Here is a 23,255-nt window from a genome sequence, read left to right as displayed (position 1 = left end):
GAGAGATCAGTGAGGTAGAATATGCCTGCGACTTTGACGCCTGGCGACGTGAAGATATTGACCGCGTTGCAAAATGACGGGCGCCTGAGCAACCAGGCGCTTTCGAAGGAAGTCGGCATGTCGACCTCGCCGTGCTGGCGGCGCGTGCGCCAGCTTGAGGACGATGGTGTCATTCAGGGCTACATGGCCGTCCTGAGCCGGAGGGAAATCGGCTTGGGGGTGCTTGCCTTCATCCGGGTAAAAATCGACAGCCACACGGAGGCGGAAGCTGATGCCTTTGCTGACGAAGTGATGAAGCTCGACAGCGTCGTAGCCTGCTACAGCATTGCCGGCGATGCGGACTTCCTTCTCCAGGTCGTTTCATCCGACCTCGATTCCTACTCGGACTTCGCCATGAAGGTCGTGCGGCGACTGCCCTGCATCAAGGAAATGCAGACGACCTTCGTCCTGAAGGAGATCAAGGCCTTCAGCGGCCTCCCTTTGCGCGCGACGACCGGCCACCGCTGAGCGAAGCGTTTCGTGGTCAGGAGGCGGACGCCATCAAGGGGTCCTCCCGGACGACCTGCACGAGGAAGTCGAGAACCGTCCGCACCCTCAGCGGCATGTTCCGGCGTGACGGATAGACGACGCTGATCGGCAGGCGTGCCGGCGGAAAGTCTGGCATGACGTTCACCAGCCTGCCGGCTTCGATGTCAGGGCAGGCCAGGATATGTGAAAGAACCGCAAGTCCGCCCCCTGCCAATACCGCCCGATGCACGGCCACCGCGTTGTTGGCCACGAGACGCGGTGCGATGCGCACGAAGATGTCGTCGGATCCATCGGAAAAGGTCCAGGAGCGCCCGTCTCCGGCGCGGCTATAACAGATACATTCGTGGCCACCGATCTCATCCGGTGTTTTCGGTGCGCTTCTTCCGTCGAGATAGCCGGGTGCTGCCACGAGAAAGGCGGTCGTCCAGCCGATGCGACGGCACATCAGGCTGCTGTCTGAAACAGGACCGAGACGCACTTCGAGATCGATGCCTTCGCCGACGAGATCAGACGGTTCTTCGCGGAAGGTCAATTCGACCGACAGGCCCGGATGCCGCTCGAGGAAGGCAGCGAGACGGTCGCTGACATAGAGGCCGAGCGGTGCAGGCAGGGTGAGCCGTACGCGTCCGGACACCATGGCGGTCTCGGCGCAGGACGCCTCGTTGAGTGCGTCGACCGCTTCGACCACTCTCAGCGCCATCGGAATCATATGTTCACCCTCGGCGGTGAGCGCCAGCGCGCTCGTCGTTCGATGCAGAAGGCGCGTGTTCAAGTGCTCTTCCAGCGCCGATACCTGCCGCGACACGGCCGGCTGTGTCAGGTTGAGGTCGAGCGCTGCTGCGGAGAACGAGCCCGTTTCCGCCACCCGCAAGAAGGCTCTCAGCGCAGAGACGATGTCCATTCAGGTCCCCAAACGTTTCGGCATAAGGCTTATGCGCCGAATGTATGCCCAATGCGCTTTACTGTCCAGCGATTAAGGATATCTTGTGTCCATAAGGATATTTGATGTCCTTAATAACGGAGCAAGAAGCCATGACACAGCGCCTGAACTACGCACAGCATTCCCCCGAGTTCGTGAAGAAGCTCTCCGACCTCAGCTTCAGCCTGAAGGACAGCGTCATCGAGCAGAAGATCCGCGACCTCGTGAACATCCGGGCTTCGCAGATCAACGGCTGCGCCTTCTGCCTCGACATGCATGTGAAGGAAGCGAAGATCCACGGCGAGAGCGAGTTGCGCCTCTACCATGTCGCGATCTGGCGCGAATCGAACCTCTTCATCCCGCGCGAACGCGCAGCGCTGGCCTGGACCGAGGCGGTGACGAAATTGCCCGAAGGCGGCATTCCGGATGAAGTTTACGAGCGCGTACGCGGCCAGCTTTCGGAGAAGGAAATCTCTGACCTGACCTTGGCAATCTCGGTCATCAATGCGTGGAACCGTGTCAGCGTCGCCTTCAAGAACGTGCCCGGTTCGGCCGACAAACTCTATGGCCTCGACAAGGCCGGACTGAACTGACCCCTGTTCCAGAGTGATCGAGCAGCGCGGCGCGTGCGCCGTAGCGATTGGAGGATCCCATGAAAATCGTCATCATCGGCGGAACGGGCCTTATCGGCTCCAAGACGGTCGAGCGCCTGCGAAAGCAGGGCCACGAGGTGATCGCCGCCTCCCCGAATACCGGCGTGAACACGATCACGGGCGAAGGCCTCGCTGAGGCGCTTGCCGGTTGCGACGTCGTCGTCGATCTTGCCAATTCGCCCTCTTTCGAGGGCGAGGCGGTGCTCGCGTTCTTCGAGACCTCCGGCCGCAACCTGCTTGCGGCCGAAAAGGCGGCGGGCGTCAAACATCATGTCGCGCTTTCGGTCGTCGGCACCGAGCGGTTGCAGGAAAGCGGTTATTTCCGCGGCAAGCTCGCCCAGGAGAAGCTGATCAAGGCCGGCGGCATTCCCTATACGATCGTGCACTCGACCCAGTTCATGGAGTTCCTGGGCGGCATCGCCCAGTCGGGAACCGTCGGCGACACGGTGCATCTGTCCCCCGCCTACGTGCAGCCGATCGCCTCGGACGATGTTGCTGACGCCATGGCCGAGATCGCCCTTGCCGCGCCTGCCAACGGCACGACCGAAATTGCTGGCCCGGAGCGCTCGCGTCTCAGCGATCTCGTCGCGCGCTATCTCGAGGCCAGCGGGGACAGCCGCAAGGTCGAGCCGGATCCCCAGGCGCGCTATTTCGGCGCACGTCTGGAGGACGGTTCGCTCGTCTCCGACAACAACCCGCGGCTCGGCCGCATCACCTTCGAGCAGTGGTTCGCCACCTCCGCTCGCAAGTGACCAAACTCCATGTGCTTGGCGCACACCACCAGACCCGAAAGGATTTCCGACATGATCAAGTCACTCGTTTCCGCTCTTGCGGTCACGGCCGCATTGTTTGGATCAGCCGCTGCTGGCGACGCTTCCAAGGTTACGCTCGTCTACGAGCATGAACTGCCAAACGTGCCAGGCAAGAGCATCAAGGGTGTGCTGGTGGAATATGGGCCGGGCGGTTCCTCGGAAGCGCATACCCATCCGAGCACGGCCTTCATCTACGCAACGGTGCTCGAAGGCACGATCCGAAGCAAGGTCAATGACGGCCCGGTCAAGGAGTACAAGGCTGGTGAGAGTTTCTCCGAGATGCCCGGCGATCGTCATGGCGTCAGTGAAAACGGCAGCAAGACCGAACCGGCCAAGCTGCTTGCTGTTTTCGTGGTCGATACTGCCGAGAAGGAACTGACCTATCCGATGACGAAGTAACGCAAGGAAGGGCCGGGTGCCGATCGCGCAGCCGGCCCTTTCGTTCGGGCGCAACCTTTGGAGCCGATCATGTTCGCCGACAATCTGCCATTGCCGCTCGTCCTGATCAATCTTCTCGGGGTTGCCGGCATTGTCGTCTGGCACCTGCAGGGTCGCGACCGCCCCACGGCCAGGCTGATCGTCCAGATCCTCTTCTTCTGCGGACGGCGCTATATGGCTGCGTCCGGATCGTGCACGAGCCGCCGCCGGTGGTCGCCCTCAAGGCGATCGACGCGGTGGCGATCGAGGTTGAACTGCAGTTTCGCGTCAAGAGCCCGGCAGAACGGACCCCCGCCCGCAACGAGGTGATCGCGCGCGTCCATGACCAATGTCGCCAAGACGGTCTTTCGCTTGCATTGCCGCCGCAGGCATATCTTTATGCGCCGCCTGCCGAGACAGACACCGGACTTCGTTCAGCCGGCGCGCTCTAGCACCCAGCCGAACGTACGCTTCATGAGGTCTGCGGGAATTTCCTTCGACAGGATCTCGATCAGGTCGGACAAGCGCACATTGCGCAGTTTCTCGCGCCAGGCTTCGTCCGCTTCCCACATGATGCGCGCCACCGCACACGGCGTGCTTTCGCAATAACCAGGTGCGCGACAGGGATTGTTGGCCCTGATGTTGGTGCAGACGAAGGTTCGCGCCTTGCCTTCGACCGCTTCGACAATATCGAGAAAGGTCAGTTCGGCCGGCGCTTTTGCCAGCCGATATCCGCCCGACGGACCGAGGGTGGTGTGGACAAGGCCGGCTTGCGAGAGGCTCTGCAGCGCCTTCGACAGATATTCCTTGGGGAGCCCGTGGAACTCGGCAAGCGCCTTCGTCGAGAGGTAACGGCCCTCAGGCAGGCCCGCGAGGATCGCACAGCAATGCAACGCCCATTCGACTTGGCTCTTAAGGATCATGTGTTCTAACGATCATGCACTCGTCCGGCCGGTGCCATCCGCACCTATTAAGGATAACAAATATCCCTATTTTGCCGCCGTGTAAACAGCGCTGCACCTTGCGGTGCAGGCAGTTCGCTGCGGTGCGCGATGTCCCGGCTCAGGAAGCATCGTGACGCTTTCGCGGAAAAAATCGGAGAAGTAGGTCACTGCGATCCAGAGGATCGGTCCGAAAAGTGCGGAGGCGATCTTCAGCGGCGGATTGCCGAAAGCGCGCAGGCCGGGCCAGATCATCGCCAGCGCCAGCGCCAGCACGGCGAGCGCATTTGCCGAGCGAGATGGTGATGAAATTGTAGCCGTCGCGCAGTCAAGCGGCGGCCATCATGGCAGGAAACGGGTTGAATTCTTGCCCCTCCGGCACGATTTTGATGGGGAGACACAGGGAGACCGTACCGATGGGCCAGGCAGGACATCGCTATTTCATCTTCGAGACTGCCGCCGGGTTTTGCGGTATCGCCTGGAACGAAGTGGGCATCACGCGCTTCCAGCTGCCGACCCGTACGGCAGAGGCAACCGAGCGGCTACTGTTGCGGCGTCTGCCGGTCGCCGAGGCTTCCCAGCCGACCTCCGAAATCCGGGAAGCCGTGGAAGCCGTCCGACGCTACTTCGACGGCAAGGAAGTCGACTTCACCGGGTTCACGGTCGATCTGGAAGGCCAGGACGAGATCTTCCGCCGCATCTATGCCGCGACCCGCGCGCTGCGCTGGGGACAGACCACCACCTATGGTGCGCTGGCAAAAGAGCTGGGTGCCGGGCCGGAGGCGGCGCGTGATGTCGGTCAGGCCATGGCCAGGAATCCGGTAGCCTTGATCATCCCTTGTCACCGGGTGCTTGCCGCCGGCGGCAAGATTGGCGGCTTCTCGGCGCCCGGCGGTTCCACCACCAAGACCCGCATGCTCGAGCTGGAAGGCGTCCATTTGGGTCAGACGGCCGAACCGACGCAACAGTCCTTCGGGTTCTAAAGACTTCGGCGATCGCCCCACGGATCCGGCACTGAAAGTCGCTTTTGCCGAACCAATTGGGACGCCGTGCGCGTGTGTTGTGGGAACAGGTGTGGATTGGTGGTTGCGCCCTGCCACCCTCTTCCCGAGAGGTTCTCAGGCATGCTGCTCAAGATATGTTACAAGCTTCATCGGCATTTCACGAAATACATAGTGTTTTCAAAATGTTGTCGAAGCTGCCCGATCGGATTAATTCCGATTTTCTCATGACAGACTATCAGAACGGAAATATTTTAGCGTCACCAACTTGTCGCAAACGAATCCTGGGGGTGACGCATGTCCATCAGTTCAGGAACGCCGTGCCGCAAGGACCGTACGCCGACGGGGATCGTGATAGAACAGCAGACGCTGGTGCGAAGCGTCATCGTCGCCATTCTCGAGTGCGAACTCTCCGGTTGGAACTTTATCGATATGGTTTCGACGGACTGCCTTGACCAGGCGCTCGGCTACGACGTGCGTTTAATTGTGCTGGACCTGAGCGCTCGAAGCGATGTCGGGTACAGCTTGCATGATGCGCTTGCGAAAATTCGCAAGCACTTTCCGGACGTGCCGGTTGCGGTGCTCTCGGACGCGGACGACAAGACGACTGCCGCCAACGTTCTCAAGCTTGGCGTTCGCGGCTTCTTCACGACCTCCCTGCGAATCGACCTGGCGCTTGCAGGCTTGCGTCTGATCCTTGCCGGCGGTGTCTTCTGTCCAGACCCGCTTGCCGCGCTCACCGATTGTGCCGCTGCCGTTCGCCAAAGTGATAGGGTACCGATCAGCGCCTACCGAAGCGAGTTTGCGCTCGCCGACTTCACGCCCCGCGAGGCGGACGTCCTCGCCGAGCTGCGCTGCGGGTCTTCGAACAAGGTGATCGCTGGAAAGCTCAATCTGTCCGACCATACGGTGAAGATGCATCTGCAGCACATCATGCGCAAATTGCAGGTGCAGAACCGAACGGAGGTCGTCGCCTTGCTGGCTGACCGGGCAACCGCCGGCGATGGTCATGCCGTCGCCACCAACGGCAGCAGGGTCGTCAACGTGACGTCTTTTCGAGCATCTCGCTGAGGGTGGCCGCCGTCAGCATGGCCTCGGCCAGCAACCTCTTGAGCTTCTGATTCTCCACTTCGAGCGCCTTGAGGCGGTCCGCATCGAAGTTGGGGCCCCTGCTTTGCAGCGATTGCCACCGATAGAAAGTCGGCTGGCTGATGCCATGCCGGTGGCAGACATCGGCGACGGTTGCACCGTGCTGATGCTCCTTCAGGATCTCCAGGACTTCGTCGTCATTGAACTTGCGTTTGCCCATCGCGGCTATCCTTCGGGGAAGCGAGTGGCACATGTGGTCGCGAGGGCAGAAAACAGAGCCTAAGTGATAGGCCACGGCGTACCGCGCGGCATACCTCAGTTCTCGCGAAATGCGGTATTGAAACTGTCCATCAACGGACGCAGCGCATAAAGCGCCACGCTGCTCGTACCGGTCTCTATCATGGCCCGCACCGGCATGCCCGGTACCATCTCCACGCCCGGCATCAGACCCAGCCGCTCATCGGTAACGCGGATCGTTGCGGCGTAGTAGGTGTGCCCGGTTTGCCGGTCGACCAGGTGATCGGCGGACACATAGGAGACGGTGCCCTTCAGCAGCGGAACCCGCCTCTGGTTGTACGGAATGAGATGAACCTGGGCCTCGAGTCCGGCATGGACCTGGGCGATGTCTTCCGGTTTCACCCGCGCTGCCACGACCAGTGCGCCGGCGTCCGGCACGAGGTCGGCCAGCTGCTCTCCGGCACCGATGACGCCGCCCGTGGTGTGGACACGCAGGTCCATGATCACACCGTCGTCGGGCGCCCGGATCTCCGTTCTCGCCAATTGATCATCGATGGCGTTCAGGCGTTCGCGCAGCTGCGCCAGCTGGTTTTCCGTGTCGCGCAGCGTGAGCGCGACCTCATTCAGCCGGTCGCTACGCAGCTTGACGATGTAGGACTGCGACTCGCTGATGACCTGGTGGGCGCGGGATATGCGTGCGGAGACTTCGCCGATCTGGCCGCCGATGTCGGCTTTTTCTCGCGCCAGGACGAGGGCCCGGCTTCTTCGTTCGAGGCCTTTCTCGGTCAGCATCGAGACTGTTTCAAGCTCCTGATGCGATATGGCGCTTCTTTCGACCAGGGATGCCTTCTGGGCGCTCAGTCCGGCGATTTCCTCCAGCACCTCCTTGATCTTCTGCTGCGTGATCACAATTTCCGACTGCATCACCTGGCGCCGCGCGTCGAAGATGTTCTGCTGCCCGTCGAGGATGTCGCGGATCACCCGGTAGTTGTCGGCCTGCTCCACGAGATCGGGCGGGAAGGCGACGTGGTCCGAACCGTCCTGCTCGGCGGTCAGCCGCGCCTGCCGCGCCTCGGCATCCCAGAGTTGGCCGCGAAGACTGTCCCGCTCCGAACGAGGTTTCGTGTCGTCGAGCTTGATCAGCACCTGACCGGCAGATACCGCGTCGCCGTTGCGGACAAGGATCCGCCTGACGATCCCGCCTTCGAGATGCTGGATGGTTTTGCGGTTCGCTTCGGTCTCGACGACGCCGGACGCGATCGCCGCGCTGCTGAGCGGTGCAAGAACAGACCAGATGCCTAGGCCAACGACGAAGACGCCGACCAGCAGATTCCCGGTCCAGGCGACATGCCGCAGTCTCGACATCGGTGAGGCGTCGGCAAGCGTCAGCGGAAGGCTTGTGGCGATGGCGGTGGAGGGTTGGGGCCTGGTTATCCCCTTGCTGTCTGAGACATAGCCATCGATTTCAGGTCCGCGTCGGGTCAGGTCGGATTTGATGAGCTCCATCGTTTTCGTGCCTCCCTGCTCACGTGCCCGCCCGCGCCGGTGGCTGCAGATAGGTATCGAAGACCCAGTCGCTGTCGCCGAAGGCTTCGATCGTGCCGTTGCGCATGATCGCGATCTTGTTGGTCACGGGGAGAATGCCCATGCGGTGCGTGATGATGACAATCATCATTCCCATGGCGCGCATGCGAGCGATTGCTGCAAACAATCGGCGTTCGCCGTCATAGTCCAAGCTGGAATTGGGATCGTCGAGGACGACGAGTGCGGGGTTGCCGTAGACCGCGCGCGCCAATCCGAGTTGCTGGCGCTGGGCCCGCAGCAGGGTCGCGCCTCCGTCGCCGATATCCGTCTCATAGCCCTGTGGCAGCTGCATGATCACATCGTGCAGCCCGACAAGTTTTGCCGCTTGGATGACCTTGTTGACGTCGCCGCCGTCGAGCCGGCCGACGACGTCTTTCACCGCGCCGCCGAAGAGTTCGATGTCCTGCGGCAGGTAGCCGATGTGGCGCATGCCGCCACCGAGCCGGAGGGTGGAGATATCGACGCCGCCGAGCAGGGCGTTGCCGAAGGTCGTCGGCTGCACGCCCGCGATGATGCGGCCAAGCGTAGACTTTCCGGAGCCAGAGGGACCGATCAGCGCAAGGCAGTCGCCCGGCATCAGCCGCAAGGTGACGGAGTTCAATATCTGGCGATTGCCCGAGGGAAGCGTGTAGCCGACGCGCTCGAGCACGAGGCCGCCCGCTTCGGGCATCGGTATCGTGCGCACATTGTCCTGCGCGGCGATCGACATCAGCATCGTATTGATGCGATTGAATGCAGCATAGGCGAAGGCAACGGCGCGCCACGCACCGATCGCGCCCTCGATCGGTGCAAGCCCGCGACCGAGAAGCAGGCTGGAGACGAAGATAATGCCGGGGTTTCCGTTTTCCTCCAGGACGAGCCAGGCAGCCGACCCCATCATCAGGATCTGCGCCAGCATGCGCACGGATTTCGAGAGCCCGAGAATGGTCTCGGTGCGCTTCATCGCATCGTCCTGCGCTTGCCGCGCGGTTTCGGCGTCGCGGTAGACGAGCTGAGCGGCGCCGTTCTGCATGTTCATCGCACGGATGACCTGGATATAGCGCAGTGCGGTCGCGAACCGCATATGGCTGCGGGAGAGTGCCAGGTTCGCTTTCGCCAGCGGTTGGCGGGTCGAGAATTCCGTCACGATGGCAAGCAGCAGCAAGATGAGCGCGGTGAAGAGGCCAATGGTTCCGAGCAATGGGTGGACGAGGAATAGAAGCAGCAGGAAGATCGGCGCCCAGGGAACGTCGAAAAGCAGCGAACTGGCCGGGGCGTCGAGGAACTGGCGCAGCGTCGACAGGTCCCGGTAGCAGTCGTTGGCGAGGCCCGTTTCCGTGCGGGCTCCATATTCGAAGCATGCCGTGAGCACGACCGGCCGCAAGCGGTGGTCCAGCCAACTGCCGATCCGCGACAATGCCGCGCGCCGCACGATATCGAGGATCGAGCCCACCAACACTGCCGCCGCGATGATGAGCGTCAGCATGAGCAGCGTGTCGGCGCTGCGGCTCGACAGGACGCGATCGTAGATCTGCAGCAGATAGATGGAGGGAGCCAGCAGGAACAGGTTATAGGCGCAGCTATAAAGGAAGACCAGCAGGAACGCCCCGGTGCAGGCCCTGAGAGCGATGACGAGATGGGTCGGAGGAAGGTGCGCTCCTGTCGGATTCGTTGTCATTATCAGATCTCGATACTGACACGGCGGCTCGTTTCCCGCAGGATTCCCTGAACCGAAATCGATCTCAGGACTAAATCCCGCAGCGGTTCAACGTGCTACGGCACCTTGCGCGTCCGGGAGGCGCGGTGCCGCAGGAAAGGCGAATAGGAGGATCGCCGGCCATGGCCGGCGACCCTTGTCGAGCGACTCAGATGCCGATATCGCTGATGTTGCCTAAAGTGTTGTCGAAATTGTCGAGAACATTCGAGACCGCCGTGGTGTTGGTCGTCGTGGTGGTTTCCGAGATCGGGTTCGAATGAACCAGAGCGGCGGAAATATCGCCACCGAGGGCCGCATTGCCGTTGCCGCCGGCACCGCCCATGCCTGCAATGATCGTTCCATGCTGGTCGGCAACGAGTGTATTGGTCTGGGTGGCGGTGGTATCCGCACCCATGCCCACGACGTTGCCGCCACTCGAATTGCTCTGGTCGCCACTCGAGGTCGGGTTCCCGCCTGCGCCGCCGGTGCCGGTATTGGTGAGGGCTGCAAGCACGGCGATCGGCACCTGAACGAGGCCGCCGCCATTGGCGTCGCCGGTTCCCCAGGCCGCGCCCTGCCCAACAATGTCGCCATTGAAGACCGTGGGGTCTGCGCCATCGACGGTCTGTGTGCTGGCGAGAGTGGCGACTGGACTGTAGAAGATATCGCCGTTGTTGGTGCCGTCGCCACCGTTACCTGCATTCGCGTCGCCCGCAGTGGGATTGGCCAGGTTAATCGTGTCTGATGTCACTTGCGTAATAGGCATAGCGTCTCTCCTCTACTCGTTGCCCCGTAGTGTTGGACGGTTCGATGCCACAGCACACCGCCACGGGCGGGGGTCAGCGCAAATTATGGTGCGCGCGATCATCGAGGCGAACCAGCCGGATATTCGGAGACGTTCCTTTGGGTAGGGTCTGCCCGCGCTTCAGGCTTCGGCCGGCGTCAAGTGTTCCGGCGGCGCACGGTTATCAACTATAATGATGATGGTAATGGCGGCAGAACGTCAGGTATCCGCGACGCCAGGGCGTTTTCTGGGCTTGATATGTGGCGGGATCAGCCGTGCAGGACGTCGTCGATCAGGGCGGCATTGGTATCGACAATGTTGCCTTCGCCGCCTGCTCCCCCGATGCCGCCGATCTGCAGCGTATGCTGGTCGACGAGCAGGTGGTTGAGCTGGTCCGCCTCGGCGACGCCGCCCGCGGGCACGGCGATGTTGATCGGATGGAAGTAGCCGATGTTGACGTCGACGGTGCTGCCGTTCGAATAGCCGTCACCGCCGCCGCCAGCGACCCCGCCTCCGGTAAAGATCGTGTCCGAGGAGAGGTTGAAACCGCCGCCCTTGCCGCCGACTCCGGCAATCTGCACGCCGCCTTGGTCGAAGATCACGTTGTTCGTCTGCGTGGCTTGGGCATCACCGCCGGCGGCGCCGACAGCGATGTTGATCGGCGAGAACACAGCGACGTTTACGTCGACCATGCTGCCGATGAAAGTGCCGTCGCCGCCGTGGCCCGCATAGTTGTCGCCATTGAAGATGAACGTCGCGCCCTGCGGAGCCGGGCCGGTATTGCCGGCAACGTTATGGTCCCCGCCGGCGCCGCCAACGCCGCCGATCTGGGTGGCGCCCTGGAGGAAGGCGGCATTGTTTGTCTGCCCGGCCGAAGCGCTCGCGCCTGGACCGGCCGCCACCGCCAGGTTCAACGGCGCAAACACGGCGGTGTCGGTGCTGACGAGGCCGCCAAAGAAGGTGCCGTCGCCGCCACCGCCGGCCACGCTGCCGCTGCCATGGCCACTGGCCACGTTACCGTTCCCGCCTTCGCCACCGATGCCCGCCATCTCGGTGACGTGCTGGTTTATCAAGGCGTTGTTGCCCTGGTGCGCGTCGGCGTCCGTATGCGGACCGGCGATTGCCGCGTTCGACGGCGTGAACATCGCCAACGTGTTGCTGCCGATCGTGCCCAGGCTGGTGCCGTCGCCGCCACTTCCAGCGGAGTTCTGCGTCGGCGCTATGTCGAGCGGAAGCCACGTCGGAACCAGCGCGAGATGTCCGCCGGCGACCGTGCTCTGATTGGAGTTCGCGTTCGGTGCCTCTTCCGACAAAAGACGAGTTTCCGCCATCGCCATGACTCCCATAGACCCGATCCCTCGCAACACGATCATGCGACGTGTGCGAGCACGCATCGCGAGCTATTTTGAAGGCGGTTGCGGCAAAAGGTGAGCCTGCAATTCGGCTACGCCCGTTCGGGGAGGGTGTTAGCCGATCGGCTAATAGCGGCCCAGTCCCCGAGCACCGCAATGCAAGTTTCATTTCGACAGGGTCGCGCGCATCTGCCGCGGCGACTGGCCGAAGGTCTTGGCAAATGTCCTGGAGAAGTGCCCCGCGCTCTCGAAGCCGACTTCGAGGGCGATTTCAATGAGCGAAGCATCGGTCTGGGTGAGAAGATGCTTGGCGCGTTCCAGCCGGAACTTCCTGTAGACGTGCGCGGGCGACATCTTCGCCTTTTCCATGAACAGGCGCTCGAGTTGCCGCCGCGACAGGCCGACGGAGGCCGCCAGCTCCGGGATCGAGATCGTGTTCTCGGTATTCTGCTCCATGATGATGAGGGCAGCGTTCAGGCGCGGGTCGTTGCTCTCGATCGCGAGCGGCTTTCTCGGCTGCACATGAAGATGCGAGCGGGCCTTGTCGATCTGCAGGACCTCGAGCGCGTTGCGCTCTGCCTCCCTGCTGATGTGGAGGCGCACGATATGGGCCGCCATGTCGGCCGCACTGCTGCCGCCGGCGCAGGACCCGCGGGTGCGGTCGAGATTGAAGAGGCGGTCCGAGCGAACCTTCAGATCCGGGAAGCGCTCGCGGAACGCCTGGTAGTGGAGCCAGCTGACACAAACGACGTGCCCTGCCATCAGCCCCGCCTCCGCCAGGATGAAGGTCCCGGTGCACAGGCCGATCAACGGCACTTTCTTCGCGGCTGCTTTCTTCAGGAAAGCGATGGTCTCGTCATCGATCGGATGTTCGTTCTTGAGAAGGCCGCCGACCATCACGATGTAGTCGAACTGGCCGGGGTCGACGAGACCAGACGTCGGCGCCACCTGAACCCCGCAACTGGATGCGATCAGGTGGCGGGTATTGCCGAGGACCTGCCAGTCGGCGCGCACGCGGCCCGATTTGTCGAGCTCGTCGCTTGCCAGCCGAAGCGTATCAATGAAGAGAGCGAAGGCCGAGAGTGTGAACGATCGTGCGAGCACGAAGCCGATCTTGAGACGATTGGCTGCGGCATCGTTGGATTTCGTGTTCATCGTCATTGAGAACCCACTTTCAATTGCTCCTGCCCGTCACGGCCGAGACACCTCCCGAGGATCGTGGCGCAACGTCGCAAGAGCGGCGACAATCACGTTTCGCCGACCAGGATCCGATCCGTTATCCTATCTGAAATCCGCGTGCCAGAGCATCACAATCATCCATGAAGATCAGCCGGGACCCATGGTTCCATCTTTTTTAAGTCGCGTGAGGCTGTTGCTCATCGCGGGATGAAGCAGACCTCCGCCGGGCACCATGGCGCAAGAGGCTACTTGACTATACCCGCGCGCTGCTCGCCGCCGGCCTCGACCCCGATCCCGACGTCCAGGCCGCCATCGTGCCGCACGTCTTCAGCGCGCATCTTGAGGCGCGCACATTCATAGGATACCCGCATGACCAAGCAAGCATTCGTTGCCCAAGGATTCGGGCGGCGCAAAGGAGACGCTGGAGGCTTATCTGCAGGTTGCCAAGGAGGTCGATGGTTTCGAGGTCTATTCCTGTCCCGACCATCTCGTGCTCTGCGCGCTGCAGAACGGTGCGGCCGACCGCATTTCAGGCCCCGGCAACGCCATACCGCAGGTGCTTGCGGGCATCCTGAAGGCCTTCAATACGGGCGAGATCGATGAAGCCGAAAAGCAGCAGGCGATCTTCGCCGCTTTCCGCACAGACCTCTATGCGCTCGGCTTCGCCCCGGCCATGGTCAAGCGCGCGCTCTTCCTGCAGGCCCCCCCCGTCGGTGCGGGCCGCCAGCCTGCCCTGCTTCCGAACGCAGAGCAGGACGGCCAGATCGTGGCAATCCTCCGGAAATACGAACGTCCAAGGTGACGTTCCTCCGCGTCCGGATCGGTGAGGAAGGCGCTTCAGGCGCGGGCTATTGCAGAAGCTGGTTGAACAGTTTTCCCAAGGTGCCGCTTTCCTCCGCAGGCTGCTCCGCTTCGGCGGCCGGCTGCTGGTCGGGCTGTTGCACTGCCGGTGCCGGTTGTTCGGCGGCGACGTCGGGTGTCACCGCTTGCTCTTCAGCCGGCGGCGCGGGCGGCGTCTCGCCGCCCTCGGTCGCCTTGCCACCGATGATCTCTTCGATGGAGAGCTGATCCCCTCCGTCTTTCGGTGATTTGCCGATCGCGCCGCCGATGATGTCGCGGATGGATCCGGCCTTCCCGCCGCCGGAGAGAAGCTCGTCGAGCTTCAGCTTTTCGGTGGGCAGTCCCAGCTTCTTCAGCGCCGACAGTGCGGCGTCCGGGTTCTTCAACAGGCCTGAGAGATCGGGATAAATGCGCGGAGCAGCAAAGGAACCCTCGATCATCACAGGAACGCCGATGCCCTCGGTCGCGATATCGGCGCCTTGGCCTTCCAGCGAGGCGACGACGCGCGGATCCAGGCGGAAGTTCAGCTGGTCGTTCGGAAGGTTTGCCTCACCGCTGCCGCTCATACGCACCAGCGGGCCGATGAGCTTGATATCTTCGGTGCGCGCGACGCCGTTCTCGATGGCGAAGGATGCTCCGAGTTCGGTAAAGCCGGTTGCGTTGTTTTCGTTCTGCTTGAAGCCCGACGACATCAGGCCGACGAGGTTGCTGTAGACATCGGCGACGTCGATGCCCCGGACAGCACCGTCGGAGAAGCGGACGTTCGCGGATCCCTGAAGCGCACGCTTGAGCGCTCCAGTTGTCGCGCCCGCGCCGGCGATATCGAACTGGGCCTGCAGTGCGCCTTCGAGATGCTTGAAATTCGCAAGGTCGATCAGCAGCGGGGCGGCCGAAGCGCCGGCAATCGAGGCCTTCAAGGCGATCGACGCCTCTTCTGCGGTGCCATCAGCCTTGAGGTTCGCGGCCATCCGGCCGCCATAGAACGGACTTTCAGGCAGGTCGAGGCTGGCCACACCCTCGGAGATCACCAGAGTGGTTGCCACCGGTCCGGCAAAGACGCGGCCATATCCGAGCCTCTCGGCATCGACCTTGATGGACGCATCGATCGTTCGAAGCGACGACAGGTCCAGCGGCGCGTCGGGAACTGGGCTGCCGGCTTTGCCCTTCGGTTGCGGCGATGCTGGTCGGGCACCGGCAAGACGCGCCAGGTCCAGTTCGGCGAAATGGAGCGCACTGGCTAACTTGAGCGGGGTACCCAGTTCGACGGAACCGTTGCCGGTCCCTTCGACTCCATTGACCGAAAGAGTGGCTTTTTGAAACGCGACGCCGGAGGCGCTGGCGTTGACCTCGCCCTTGAAGGCGAATTGCTTCACGCTGTCGCCGCCGCCCTGGCCGATCCAAGCCAGAAGCGCGCGCATATCGGCTGCCGCGAAATTCACCTTCCCGGCATAGCTGCCTGTGACGGCCGCCTTGCCGTCAAGCGAGAGTGTCGCTTCCGGCATGCGCAGGTCGAGCTTCAAGGGCAGCTCACTTGGAACCGAGCCCGAGAGCAGGTCGCGGACAGGCAGCCGTAAATCGGCATCGGCCGCTTTCCCCCGCCAGACCAGATTGCCGGACAGGAGCACCGGCTTGGTAAGATCGTCGATCTTGACTGCCAGCTTCCTGATTTTCACCTCGCTCATCGACGGGTCACTGATGCCTGGCGCTACGAAGGTGGCATCGCGCAGGCTGGCGGTGCCGTTGACATTGACGGTCTTCCGGAATGTGTTTCCGCCGAGGCCGCGGAACGCGAACCCGGTATCCATCGCAAGCGTGCCGGACAGTGGAACCGATTGGCCGGCGAGGCTCGCGAGCTTCGAGATGTCAAGCCCCTTGCTTGCGACGCGGCCCTTGAACGTCGGCTCGCCCTTGCGGACGTCGGCGGTGATCTCGGCCGAAATGCCGCCGGCGTCTATACCAAGATGTTCAAGCCGGGTCGTGAGCACTCCATCCTTCAGCGTCGCCGTCAGCGCTACATCAGCGGCGGAAATATCGTTGACGGAAATGGCGCCCACATTGACGCTGACATCGGCATCAAAACCGGCGAGTGCCTGCAAGCCGGCCGAAGGCGACTGCTTCTCCGATTGCTCCGCGGATTTGGACGACCCCGAGGCGCTGGTTTCGACAAAGGCGCTGAAATCCAGTTGATCGGCACTGAGATCGGCCAAAAATCGCGGCCGATCGCCGGGAATGAACAGCGCATCGAGGCTGAGCTCTTCGTCTCCGACAAGCAGTTTGCCGCCGCGGATCTGGTAGCTGCCATTGCTGTTGAGTGCCACTTGCCCGGTGGCCTTGAGTTCGGTCAGGCCGGGTGCAAGCACGGGATCGGCTTCCACCGAGAGGCTGAGATCGGCCGGCTTGCGCTCGAGCAATGGGCGCAGCGGGGAGACGGAGAGCGCGATCCGATAGCGCCGGTCCTCGAGCCGGGCACCGGCCGACAGCGAAAGTTCGCCGTCGATGTCAGGGGCCTGGAGTGTCACGTCGAGATCACTGACGACCTCATTCGCCCCGCCGCCATTCACCTGTCTCAGCGTGCCTTCGGTGATCGATATCGTATCGATCGCGCTTCGTTCGAGGAAGGCGATCAGGGCGGCAAGCGGATCATTCGGCTTTGCCGTGCCATTGCCGCCGCCGTCGTCTTGCGCGGCCGCTGCGTCTACTGATTTCTGCCGTATCACCACGACCGGCTGCGTGAGCCTGACTTCCTTGACGTGCAAGCGGTCCGACCATAGCGAGGAGAGTGTCACCGAGCTGGCAACTTCGCCGATTTCGGCCGTCACGCCAGCGCCTTCCGCGTCGAGCGAAACGTTCTCGGCCACAACTGCCAAATGAGGGATGACGGAAAGCCGGACGGGACCCTTCAGTTCGATCGTGCTGCCCGTCGCGCTCGAGAGCTGTCGGCTGAGTTCGGCACGCATCCAGTCGCTGGAAACGAAGCTCGGCAGGACAATGAGAGAGACGACGACGAGAACCCCGAGCGCCAGCAGGCCGAGAAAGAAACGCCGCATGTGTCTCTCCGTTGCGAAAGCGATTGATTCGGTATCGTTTTCCACGGCGGCGCGTTTTGCAACTCCTGCGGTGTTCACCTGGAAGCCGCGGGACTTTCTGCCCCTGCGGTGACGTCCGTGTTCGCCTTCGTATCGCTGTTCGTCGTCGATACGTTCCGAACTGCCGCCACGCATGTTCGCGGGCGATGCACGAGCGTCACCAGCACGAAGGACAGGATCATCAGGAGGTACCAGGCGCCGAGCTTCTGGAGTGATACCGGGGTCCAGCCATCGTGCTGCGAAGGATAGATCCAGGCGCGCGACCAGGTGCCGATATTCTCCGCAAACCAGATGAACAGGGCGACCAGCAGAAATCCGAGAAGCAACGGCATGCGGTGCCGAAACCGGAAGACGCGGTAGTGCACTGTGGTGCGGAAGTACAGTGCCGCGGTGATCGCAAACAGCGCGTAGCGCAGGTCGACGATGAAGTGGTGCGTAAAGAAATTGGCATAGATTGCCAAGGCGAGCAGCACCGTCGCCCAGAGCGACGGATAGCTGCCATAGCGCATGTCGAGGATGCGGGTCACGCGGGCGAGATAGGAGCCGACGGCGGCATACATGAAACCTGAGAACAGGGGCACGCCACCGATGCGGAAGAAGCTTGGCTCCGGGTAGATCCACGACCCGACCGAGGTCTTGAAGATCTCCATCACCGTGCCGACGACGTGGAAGATCAGAATGACCTTGGCCTCGGCAATGGTCTCGAGCTTGAAGACGAGCAGACAAACCTGGATGGCAAGGGCGGCGAGGAAAAGGAAATCATAGCGGGCGATGCCCATCTCCTCCGGCCAGAACAATTTCGTCGCGAGCATCAGGGCGAGCATGGCACCGCCGAAAAGGCAGGCGAAGGCCTGCTTGATGCCGAACACCAGGAACTCCGTCAGACCGCCGAGGAGGCCGCTCGCAGGAAGTCGATCGAGAAGGCGATGCGCCACAGCGTCAATGCGCGCTTCCCGGCTCGTGAAACGCCTGCCATCCGACATTTGAGCCACCGTTTCCGCCTCCGCTTCGCCCGTTGGAGACGCGATGGCGGGACATTACGGTTGAATTATGGATGGACGACAACTGGCAGGTGGATGGACATGCGGGCGCCGCCTTGCGACACCGGGCTCATTCTATCTTGCGGCAGCGCCTGCGGGCCAGTGGCTTCAACGTGGGAAGGAATAGCGCTCGACGATTGCCCAGATTTCCTTGTTGACCCCCTGGAGCTGCTCGATGACGTCGTTGATCCGGGAGATCTCGGCATCGTTGATCTGCTCGATCTTGCCGTACTTGATCGTGTCCTTGCTGTCGAAAATCGCCATCAGCTGGGTGCTTGCTAGGTCTCCGGTCTCGTCGAAGGAATAGATGCAGTGGCTGTACTTGTTGCGAAGCTTCGCCTGCCGAGCGAGCTGTTGCGTCAGCGCGAGAATTTCCTGCCGTTGGTTCGCCGGCGTCTTGTTTGTCTTGGCCAATCGCTCGACGAGCTCGATGCGAGCCCGCGTCGTGTTCAGCGTTAGGAAGATGACGATCGCGGTTTCCTTGTCCACCCGCGCGAGGCCGGCGATCAGATAGATGAGCAGGCTTTCCGTGTTGGTCCAGGTGTAGTTGAGTTGCCCGATCAGGAGAAGGATGTCGTGAAATCTCGCCATTGGGGCCCTGCCAAAACCTTGCTGTCCAAGAACCATTACGTTCCAGAATAGCGCATTCCCGTTTTCAGTAAATTCTTCCAATGGGACGATGCGGCGCACGCATACGGTGCCGGCTCGGTCGCGTGCAATGACTCCGTTTAAAAGCTAGTTCTAATAGGTAATACCTTGGGCGGACCGAGAGCAACGGTCGCGCTACCCCGGCGAGGCTAACTCGAAGTGGCAGCTTACAACACATGTCTGTTTGCGACAGACTGCTGGCGCAACCGGAGAGCAGGATGCACTCAGGCCTTTGAGGGCTGGACACTGCACCGAAATGGAAAATGCCCTTTTTAGAACCTGATCAGCTCTTCTCGACCAAGTGGGAGAGAGAGCAGCTCTATTTAAGTTGATTGCAAATTATTGACATACGGGCGCGCAAGCGCCTCGGAGGATCCAAACTTTCATCAAAACCAACCGCAGCCCGCTGATGGCCCAAATCCGCGTAAGAGAAGAATGCGGTTCGGCTACGGCGGCCTCAACTTGAGGTGATCGTTATGAGCAAGGACAAGAATTTCCTGTTCCCATGGGACCCGAGCCAGGATCAGAGCCAGGACCAGGATCAGGGTCAAGGCCAGGGACAAGGACAACTGCAGGCTGAGCTCCAGGGCCAGCTCCAGGGTCAGGGTCAGGGACAAGGCCAGGGACAAGGACAGGATCAGGGCCAGGGACAAGGTCAGGATCAGGGCCAAGGACAGGGCCAAGGCCAGTCGCAGTACAGCGAATCCTACAACGGCAACGCCAACGGCAATGCCAACGGCAACGGCAATGCCAACGGTAACGCCAATGGCAACGGCAACGGCAATCTCAACCTGAACGGTAACGGCAACCTGAATGCCAACGGCAACCTGAACGCCAACCTCAATGAAAATACGTCGAACACCCATGTCGACGTCGACAGCAAGACCAAGGTGGACGTCGACGTCGATATCGACCTCGATGGTTACAAGCCGTCTGACGATGACTTCAACGACATCGACCACTCGACGATCAACGGCATGGCGAGCACGAGCTTCAAGGACATCTTGAATGACTCGCTCAATGGCAACAACAACGTGGCCAACGTCTTCAGCCAGAACGCCATCATGTCGGATGACGACAACGCTGATAACATCAACAACAGCGGACAGCTGTACCAGAACGGCAGCGCCTGGGGTGGCACCGCCACGTCTGGCGACGGTATTCAATCCGGAGCTGACGGCGGCGTAGGCGGAAGCAATGCCTCTGCCAATGGTGGCGACGGCGGCGGCGGCGGTCACACGATCGGTGGCTTTGCAGCTGGCGGTGAGGGGGACGGCGGCGATTCCGACAACGATGGCGACGCAACCGGCGGGCACGGCCTTGGCGGTATCGCAGCCAGCGTCGGCGTCGGTGCGGACGGCACGAGCGGTGACGCCAACGGTGGTGCTGCCACGGGCGGTGCCGGTGGCGCAGGCGCCGCAGGTCTCGGTCTCGGCCTCGGTCTTGGCGTCGGCCTGGGGGTCGGTGCCGCAGCCGGCGGCGAAGGCGGTGATACCACTGCCGGAAACGGTGGGGAGTCGGGTGACGTCGAAAGCGACGAAGCCAACGCCTCGGATGCTGGCGACGGCGGGGATGCCGGTGGGTTCGTGCTTCCGATCCTCAATTTCGGTGGCGACGGTGGCGACAACGACGGTGGCAACAGCGTAGCACTGGGGCAGACCGGTGACGCCGGCGGTGGCAGCTCAGGCAATGCCGGCAATGGCGGCAACGGCTTTGGCGCAGGCTTCGGTGCCGGCGGCGGCTTTGGCGCAGGCGCTGGCTACGGTGGCGACGGCGGTGCCGGCGGCGGTGCCAGCGCGAACGGCGGAGCCACTGGTGCTGCCACAGGCGGTGACGGAACCGGTGGCGCAGCGGCTGGTGGCCATGGCCTCGGCGGTCTTGCCCTCACGGGCTCGTGGGCCAGTGGCGGTGAAGGCGGTGCGGCCTCTGGTGGCGACGCCTGGGGCGGCGACGGCGGTGCCGGCGGCAACGGCGGCTTCGCGACCAACGGCGATGGCGGCGCGGGCGGCAATGCGGGCACCTGGGGTTCCTTCAACGGCGGCGACTCCGTGGTCGAGGGGCTCTCCCAGGCGACGGCAGATGCCACGATCGACACCAATGCCTTCAACCAGCAGATCGTGCTCGGTGCGAACCTGCAGGGCAATACGATCGACATGACGGTCGTCGGTGGCGACTACCATGCCGACGTGATCGGTCACGACGACAACGCCTGATCGTGAGGTGACGCGGCCGGTTCCAACGGTTCGCAATCGGTTTCAAACAGGGCTGCGCGGGTTCCCGCGCAGCCCGTCATGACCCGATCCGCTAAGGGCCACTACCGGCAACAAAGAGGAGACACTAACCATGTACTCCGCGAAAATCTCCGAAACCATCGCCCATTTCATCGGTCTTTTCCAAGTCTCGATCGAAGATGCTCGCCTACGCGAAGCGCATGAGAAGTTCGACCCGGAACGCGACGTTCACAAGGATCCCAAGGATATCGAGACCGCGCCCGTCAAGGCGCAGGCTCCCTACAATCTCGACGACTTCAGTCCCGACGTTCCCTACCGTCCGCTCGACACTGACATCTCTGGGCCTGTTCCGGACGGATATGCCGGACTGCCCTTTCCGGAGCCCCCGCTCACGGAAGGCGTGATTGGCCGCGGCGACGTTGAAGGTGTCGCGCAAACCTCGTCCTTCAAGGCGTCTTATGTCGGTGCGCCGCACACCATCAATCCCCCGGGGTCGGTGGCGGTCTACAGCCAGCAGACCATCGAGCTCTCGGATAACGATTTCGTCGACATGGGTGGGCACGGATTGAAATCCGGCCTGCATATCGACGACAGCGCCACGATGGCTCAGCTCATCGACGCCGCGCAGCAGGTTTCGCCGCTAGGCCCCGTGGACGTTGCCGGCTCCGATGCAACGATCGCCAGCCTGGTTACGACGACGGCCGCGACGCTTGATGCCTATTCTCCCGACGATACGGGACAGGTGGATGGGTTTGCTGCCAGCCAATTCGTCGCCAAAGGCGACACGCTTGAAGGCATCCATGTGAACGGGGAACTCGTCGAGAAGGCGCCCGTTCTCAAGGATCATCTGCCAAACCCCGACGAACCGTCGAACGAACCCGATGTGCCTGAACTGACGAACAGCCCGAAGGAGGCCAGTGGCGCTGTCGCGCACGGCGAGGGTCCTGTTCCAGTCGCAGCTTCGGTTGAACTGGAGGCCGGTAGCAACACGCTGGTCAACGAGGTCGTCATTTCAGGCAATTGGCTGCAAGCGAATGTCCTTGCGGCTGCCGGCGATCACGTCCAGCACAACGCCATCATCCAGACCAATGTCTATGCCGACAGTGACGCCGTGGGCGCCACGCTCACCGGTGGGGAGCTTGCGGCGGAAAAGCAGACCGAGGCGCTCAATATCGCATCGTTCAAGCATGTCGAGCCAACGGAAACCGCACACAACGAGACGAACGCTTTTCCCAAGGCTTGGGCCATCACCGAAATCAAGGGTGACCTGATGATGGTGAACTGGCACCAACAATTCACTTTCATGTCCGACAACGACACGGCGATCCTGGCCGCCTCCGGCTCCAAGCTGTCGATCATCGCCGGCGACAACACCGCCGCCAACCAGCTCTCGGTTTTGGAGCTGGGATATCGCTTCGATCTCGTCTTCGTCGGCGGAAACGTCTTCGACGCCAACATCATCCAGCAGACCAACATCCTGCTCGACAACGATTTCATCGGGGCTGTCGGCGGTTTCCATATGAGCGGCCACGGGTCCGTTTCGGCCGGCGGCAACCTTTTGTGGAACTATGCCAGCATCGTTGAAGCCGGTGGTGCGGGTCCGGTGAACCCGATGCCCGAAAGCTACCTGTCGGCCCTGCAAGATCTTTCCGAAGGAAAGAACCCGTCGTCGAAAGACTTCATGCACGATTCTGCCTTTGCCGGATTGTTGGGCCTGAGGGTGCTTTATATTTCCGGCGACCTCGTCAGCCTCAACTACATTCAGCAGACCAATATTCTGGGCGACAGCGACCAGGTGACGCTGGCCATGAACGCGCTGACGGAGCGTCCGGATGCGGACTGGACCATTGCGACAGGCAAGAATGCCCTGATGAACTACGCCGGCATCGTCGACGTGGATACCGGCAAGACCGTCTATGCCGGTGGAGACGTCTATTCGGACGAAGTCCTTTTTCAGGCCGAATTGATCAAGGACGACCCCTACCTTGCCGGCCAGGATCCCGATGCGCTCGTCAGCGAGGCGGTGGTATTTCTCGGCGACGACATGCTGGCGCCGGATCAAGGGCCCCAGTCGCCCGATCACGAGCCGCCCGGTCACCAGAAGAACGGCTACAAGGACCACGAGGCGCGGAATAACGGGCAATCCGATCATGGGCCGGCAGATCACGGACCGCATTCGATCGACACGACAGACGCCGATCCGATGCAAAGTATGCTGGCCTGAAGGGAACGTGGGAGG

The 23,255-nt window shown here is 62.1% G+C and carries 21 protein-coding genes and 1 pseudogene; 10 read left to right on the top strand and 12 right to left on the bottom strand.

Annotation, left to right across the window (positions count from 1 at the left end; translation table 11 throughout):
• Positions 1-21: 21 nt before the first annotated feature.
• The gene (locus BHMPCIPO_RS22140; RefSeq protein ID WP_173518976.1) at positions 22-507 is read left to right on the top strand and encodes an Lrp/AsnC family transcriptional regulator; all 486 of its coding nucleotides are present in this window, start codon (positions 22-24) and stop codon (positions 505-507) included.
• Positions 508-523: 16 nt separating this feature from the next.
• On the opposite strand, the gene BHMPCIPO_RS22135 is transcribed toward BHMPCIPO_RS22140, so the two are convergent.
• Entirely contained in the window at positions 524-1,429 is a 906-nt protein-coding gene (locus tag BHMPCIPO_RS22135; protein WP_173518975.1) for a LysR family transcriptional regulator, read from the bottom strand.
• A gap of 131 nt (positions 1,430-1,560) precedes the next feature.
• On the opposite strand from BHMPCIPO_RS22135, the gene BHMPCIPO_RS22130 reads away from it, so the two are divergent.
• From BHMPCIPO_RS22130 to BHMPCIPO_RS22115, 4 genes are all read left to right on the top strand, one after another.
• Positions 1,561-2,040 carry a carboxymuconolactone decarboxylase family protein gene (locus tag BHMPCIPO_RS22130; protein WP_173518974.1) on the top strand — a complete coding sequence of 160 codons (480 nt, stop codon included), beginning with the start codon at positions 1,561-1,563 and terminating at the stop codon, positions 2,038-2,040.
• A gap of 59 nt (positions 2,041-2,099) precedes the next feature.
• Positions 2,100-2,852, top strand: coding sequence for an SDR family oxidoreductase (locus tag BHMPCIPO_RS22125; protein WP_173518973.1), 753 nt, complete (start codon positions 2,100-2,102; stop codon positions 2,850-2,852).
• A gap of 51 nt (positions 2,853-2,903) precedes the next feature.
• The gene (locus tag BHMPCIPO_RS22120; protein ID WP_173518972.1) at positions 2,904-3,311 is read left to right on the top strand and encodes a cupin domain-containing protein; all 408 of its coding nucleotides are present in this window, start codon (positions 2,904-2,906) and stop codon (positions 3,309-3,311) included.
• Positions 3,312-3,559: 248 nt separating this feature from the next.
• Positions 3,560-3,781 (top strand): hypothetical protein, encoded by a 222-nt coding sequence (locus BHMPCIPO_RS22115; protein WP_173518971.1) that lies wholly within the window; start codon positions 3,560-3,562, stop codon positions 3,779-3,781.
• Here the strand turns inward: BHMPCIPO_RS22115 and BHMPCIPO_RS22110 are convergent.
• Together BHMPCIPO_RS22110 and BHMPCIPO_RS22105 are read right to left on the bottom strand one after the other, a co-directional pair.
• Positions 3,764-4,252, bottom strand: a complete 489-nt coding sequence (locus BHMPCIPO_RS22110) for an RrF2 family transcriptional regulator (RefSeq protein ID WP_173518970.1) — start codon at positions 4,250-4,252, stop codon at positions 3,764-3,766. The genes BHMPCIPO_RS22115 and BHMPCIPO_RS22110 overlap by 18 nt on opposite strands.
• A 66-nt stretch (positions 4,253-4,318) precedes the next feature.
• Positions 4,319-4,546 carry a hypothetical protein gene (locus tag BHMPCIPO_RS22105; RefSeq protein ID WP_173518969.1) on the bottom strand — a complete coding sequence of 76 codons (228 nt, stop codon included), beginning with the start codon at positions 4,544-4,546 and terminating at the stop codon, positions 4,319-4,321.
• 140 nt (positions 4,547-4,686) lie between these two features.
• On the opposite strand from BHMPCIPO_RS22105, the gene BHMPCIPO_RS22100 reads away from it, so the two are divergent.
• Positions 4,687-5,253, top strand: coding sequence for a methylated-DNA--[protein]-cysteine S-methyltransferase (locus BHMPCIPO_RS22100; protein ID WP_173518968.1), 567 nt, complete (start codon positions 4,687-4,689; stop codon positions 5,251-5,253).
• A gap of 315 nt (positions 5,254-5,568) precedes the next feature.
• Positions 5,569-6,342 carry a LuxR C-terminal-related transcriptional regulator gene (locus BHMPCIPO_RS22095; protein WP_173518967.1) on the top strand — a complete coding sequence of 258 codons (774 nt, stop codon included), beginning with the start codon at positions 5,569-5,571 and terminating at the stop codon, positions 6,340-6,342.
• On the opposite strand, the gene BHMPCIPO_RS22090 is transcribed toward BHMPCIPO_RS22095, so the two are convergent.
• The 6 genes from BHMPCIPO_RS22090 to BHMPCIPO_RS22065 form a co-directional block, all read right to left on the bottom strand.
• A complete protein-coding gene (locus tag BHMPCIPO_RS22090; RefSeq protein WP_173518966.1) occupies positions 6,311-6,580 on the bottom strand; it encodes a transposase in 270 nt (89 codons plus the stop codon). The genes BHMPCIPO_RS22095 and BHMPCIPO_RS22090 overlap by 32 nt on opposite strands.
• A 95-nt stretch (positions 6,581-6,675) precedes the next feature.
• The gene (locus BHMPCIPO_RS22085) at positions 6,676-8,103 is read right to left on the bottom strand and encodes an HlyD family type I secretion periplasmic adaptor subunit (protein WP_173518965.1); all 1,428 of its coding nucleotides are present in this window, start codon (positions 8,101-8,103) and stop codon (positions 6,676-6,678) included.
• A 19-nt stretch (positions 8,104-8,122) separates the two neighbouring features.
• Positions 8,123-9,838, bottom strand: a complete 1,716-nt coding sequence (locus tag BHMPCIPO_RS22080; protein WP_173518964.1) for a type I secretion system permease/ATPase — start codon at positions 9,836-9,838, stop codon at positions 8,123-8,125.
• A 187-nt stretch (positions 9,839-10,025) separates the two neighbouring features.
• Positions 10,026-10,622: a PE-PGRS family protein gene (locus tag BHMPCIPO_RS22075; RefSeq protein WP_173518963.1), complete on the bottom strand. Its 597-nt coding sequence runs from the start codon at positions 10,620-10,622 to the stop codon at positions 10,026-10,028.
• Between the two features lie 287 nt (positions 10,623-10,909).
• Complete coding sequence (locus BHMPCIPO_RS22070) at positions 10,910-11,971, bottom strand: hypothetical protein (RefSeq protein WP_173520137.1); 1,062 nt, start codon at positions 11,969-11,971, stop codon at positions 10,910-10,912.
• A gap of 186 nt (positions 11,972-12,157) precedes the next feature.
• On the bottom strand, positions 12,158-13,147 hold the full coding sequence (locus BHMPCIPO_RS22065; protein WP_173520136.1) for a GlxA family transcriptional regulator: 990 nt from the start codon (positions 13,145-13,147) through the stop codon (positions 12,158-12,160).
• Between the two features lie 418 nt (positions 13,148-13,565).
• Between BHMPCIPO_RS22065 and BHMPCIPO_RS22060 the strand changes: the two are divergent.
• A pseudogene (locus tag BHMPCIPO_RS22060) lies at positions 13,566-13,973 on the top strand (dihydrodipicolinate synthase family protein); the annotation flags it as partial.
• A 46-nt stretch (positions 13,974-14,019) separates the two neighbouring features.
• Here BHMPCIPO_RS22060 and BHMPCIPO_RS22055 read toward each other — a convergent pair.
• From BHMPCIPO_RS22055 to BHMPCIPO_RS22045, 3 genes are all read right to left on the bottom strand, one after another.
• A complete protein-coding gene (locus BHMPCIPO_RS22055; RefSeq protein ID WP_173518961.1) occupies positions 14,020-17,058 on the bottom strand; it encodes an AsmA family protein in 3,039 nt (1,012 codons plus the stop codon).
• Between the two features lie 74 nt (positions 17,059-17,132).
• Entirely contained in the window at positions 17,133-18,080 is a 948-nt protein-coding gene (locus tag BHMPCIPO_RS22050) for a DUF817 domain-containing protein (protein ID WP_173518960.1), read from the bottom strand.
• A 165-nt stretch (positions 18,081-18,245) separates the two neighbouring features.
• Positions 18,246-18,728, bottom strand: coding sequence for a hypothetical protein (locus BHMPCIPO_RS22045; protein WP_173518959.1), 483 nt, complete (start codon positions 18,726-18,728; stop codon positions 18,246-18,248).
• Between the two features lie 533 nt (positions 18,729-19,261).
• Here BHMPCIPO_RS22045 and BHMPCIPO_RS22040 point away from each other — a divergent pair.
• Positions 19,262-20,998 carry a hypothetical protein gene (locus BHMPCIPO_RS22040; RefSeq protein WP_173518958.1) on the top strand — a complete coding sequence of 579 codons (1,737 nt, stop codon included), beginning with the start codon at positions 19,262-19,264 and terminating at the stop codon, positions 20,996-20,998.
• Positions 20,999-21,128: 130 nt separating this feature from the next.
• On the top strand, positions 21,129-23,240 hold the full coding sequence (locus BHMPCIPO_RS22035; protein ID WP_173518957.1) for a type I secretion protein: 2,112 nt from the start codon (positions 21,129-21,131) through the stop codon (positions 23,238-23,240).
• The last annotated feature ends 15 nt before the right edge of the window (positions 23,241-23,255 follow it).

This window comes from Ensifer sesbaniae (assembly GCF_013283665.1).
In the GTDB taxonomy this organism is placed as follows: Bacteria; Pseudomonadota; Alphaproteobacteria; order Rhizobiales; family Rhizobiaceae; genus Ensifer; species Ensifer sesbaniae.
This window is presented reverse-complemented; position numbering and strand designations above follow the sequence as displayed.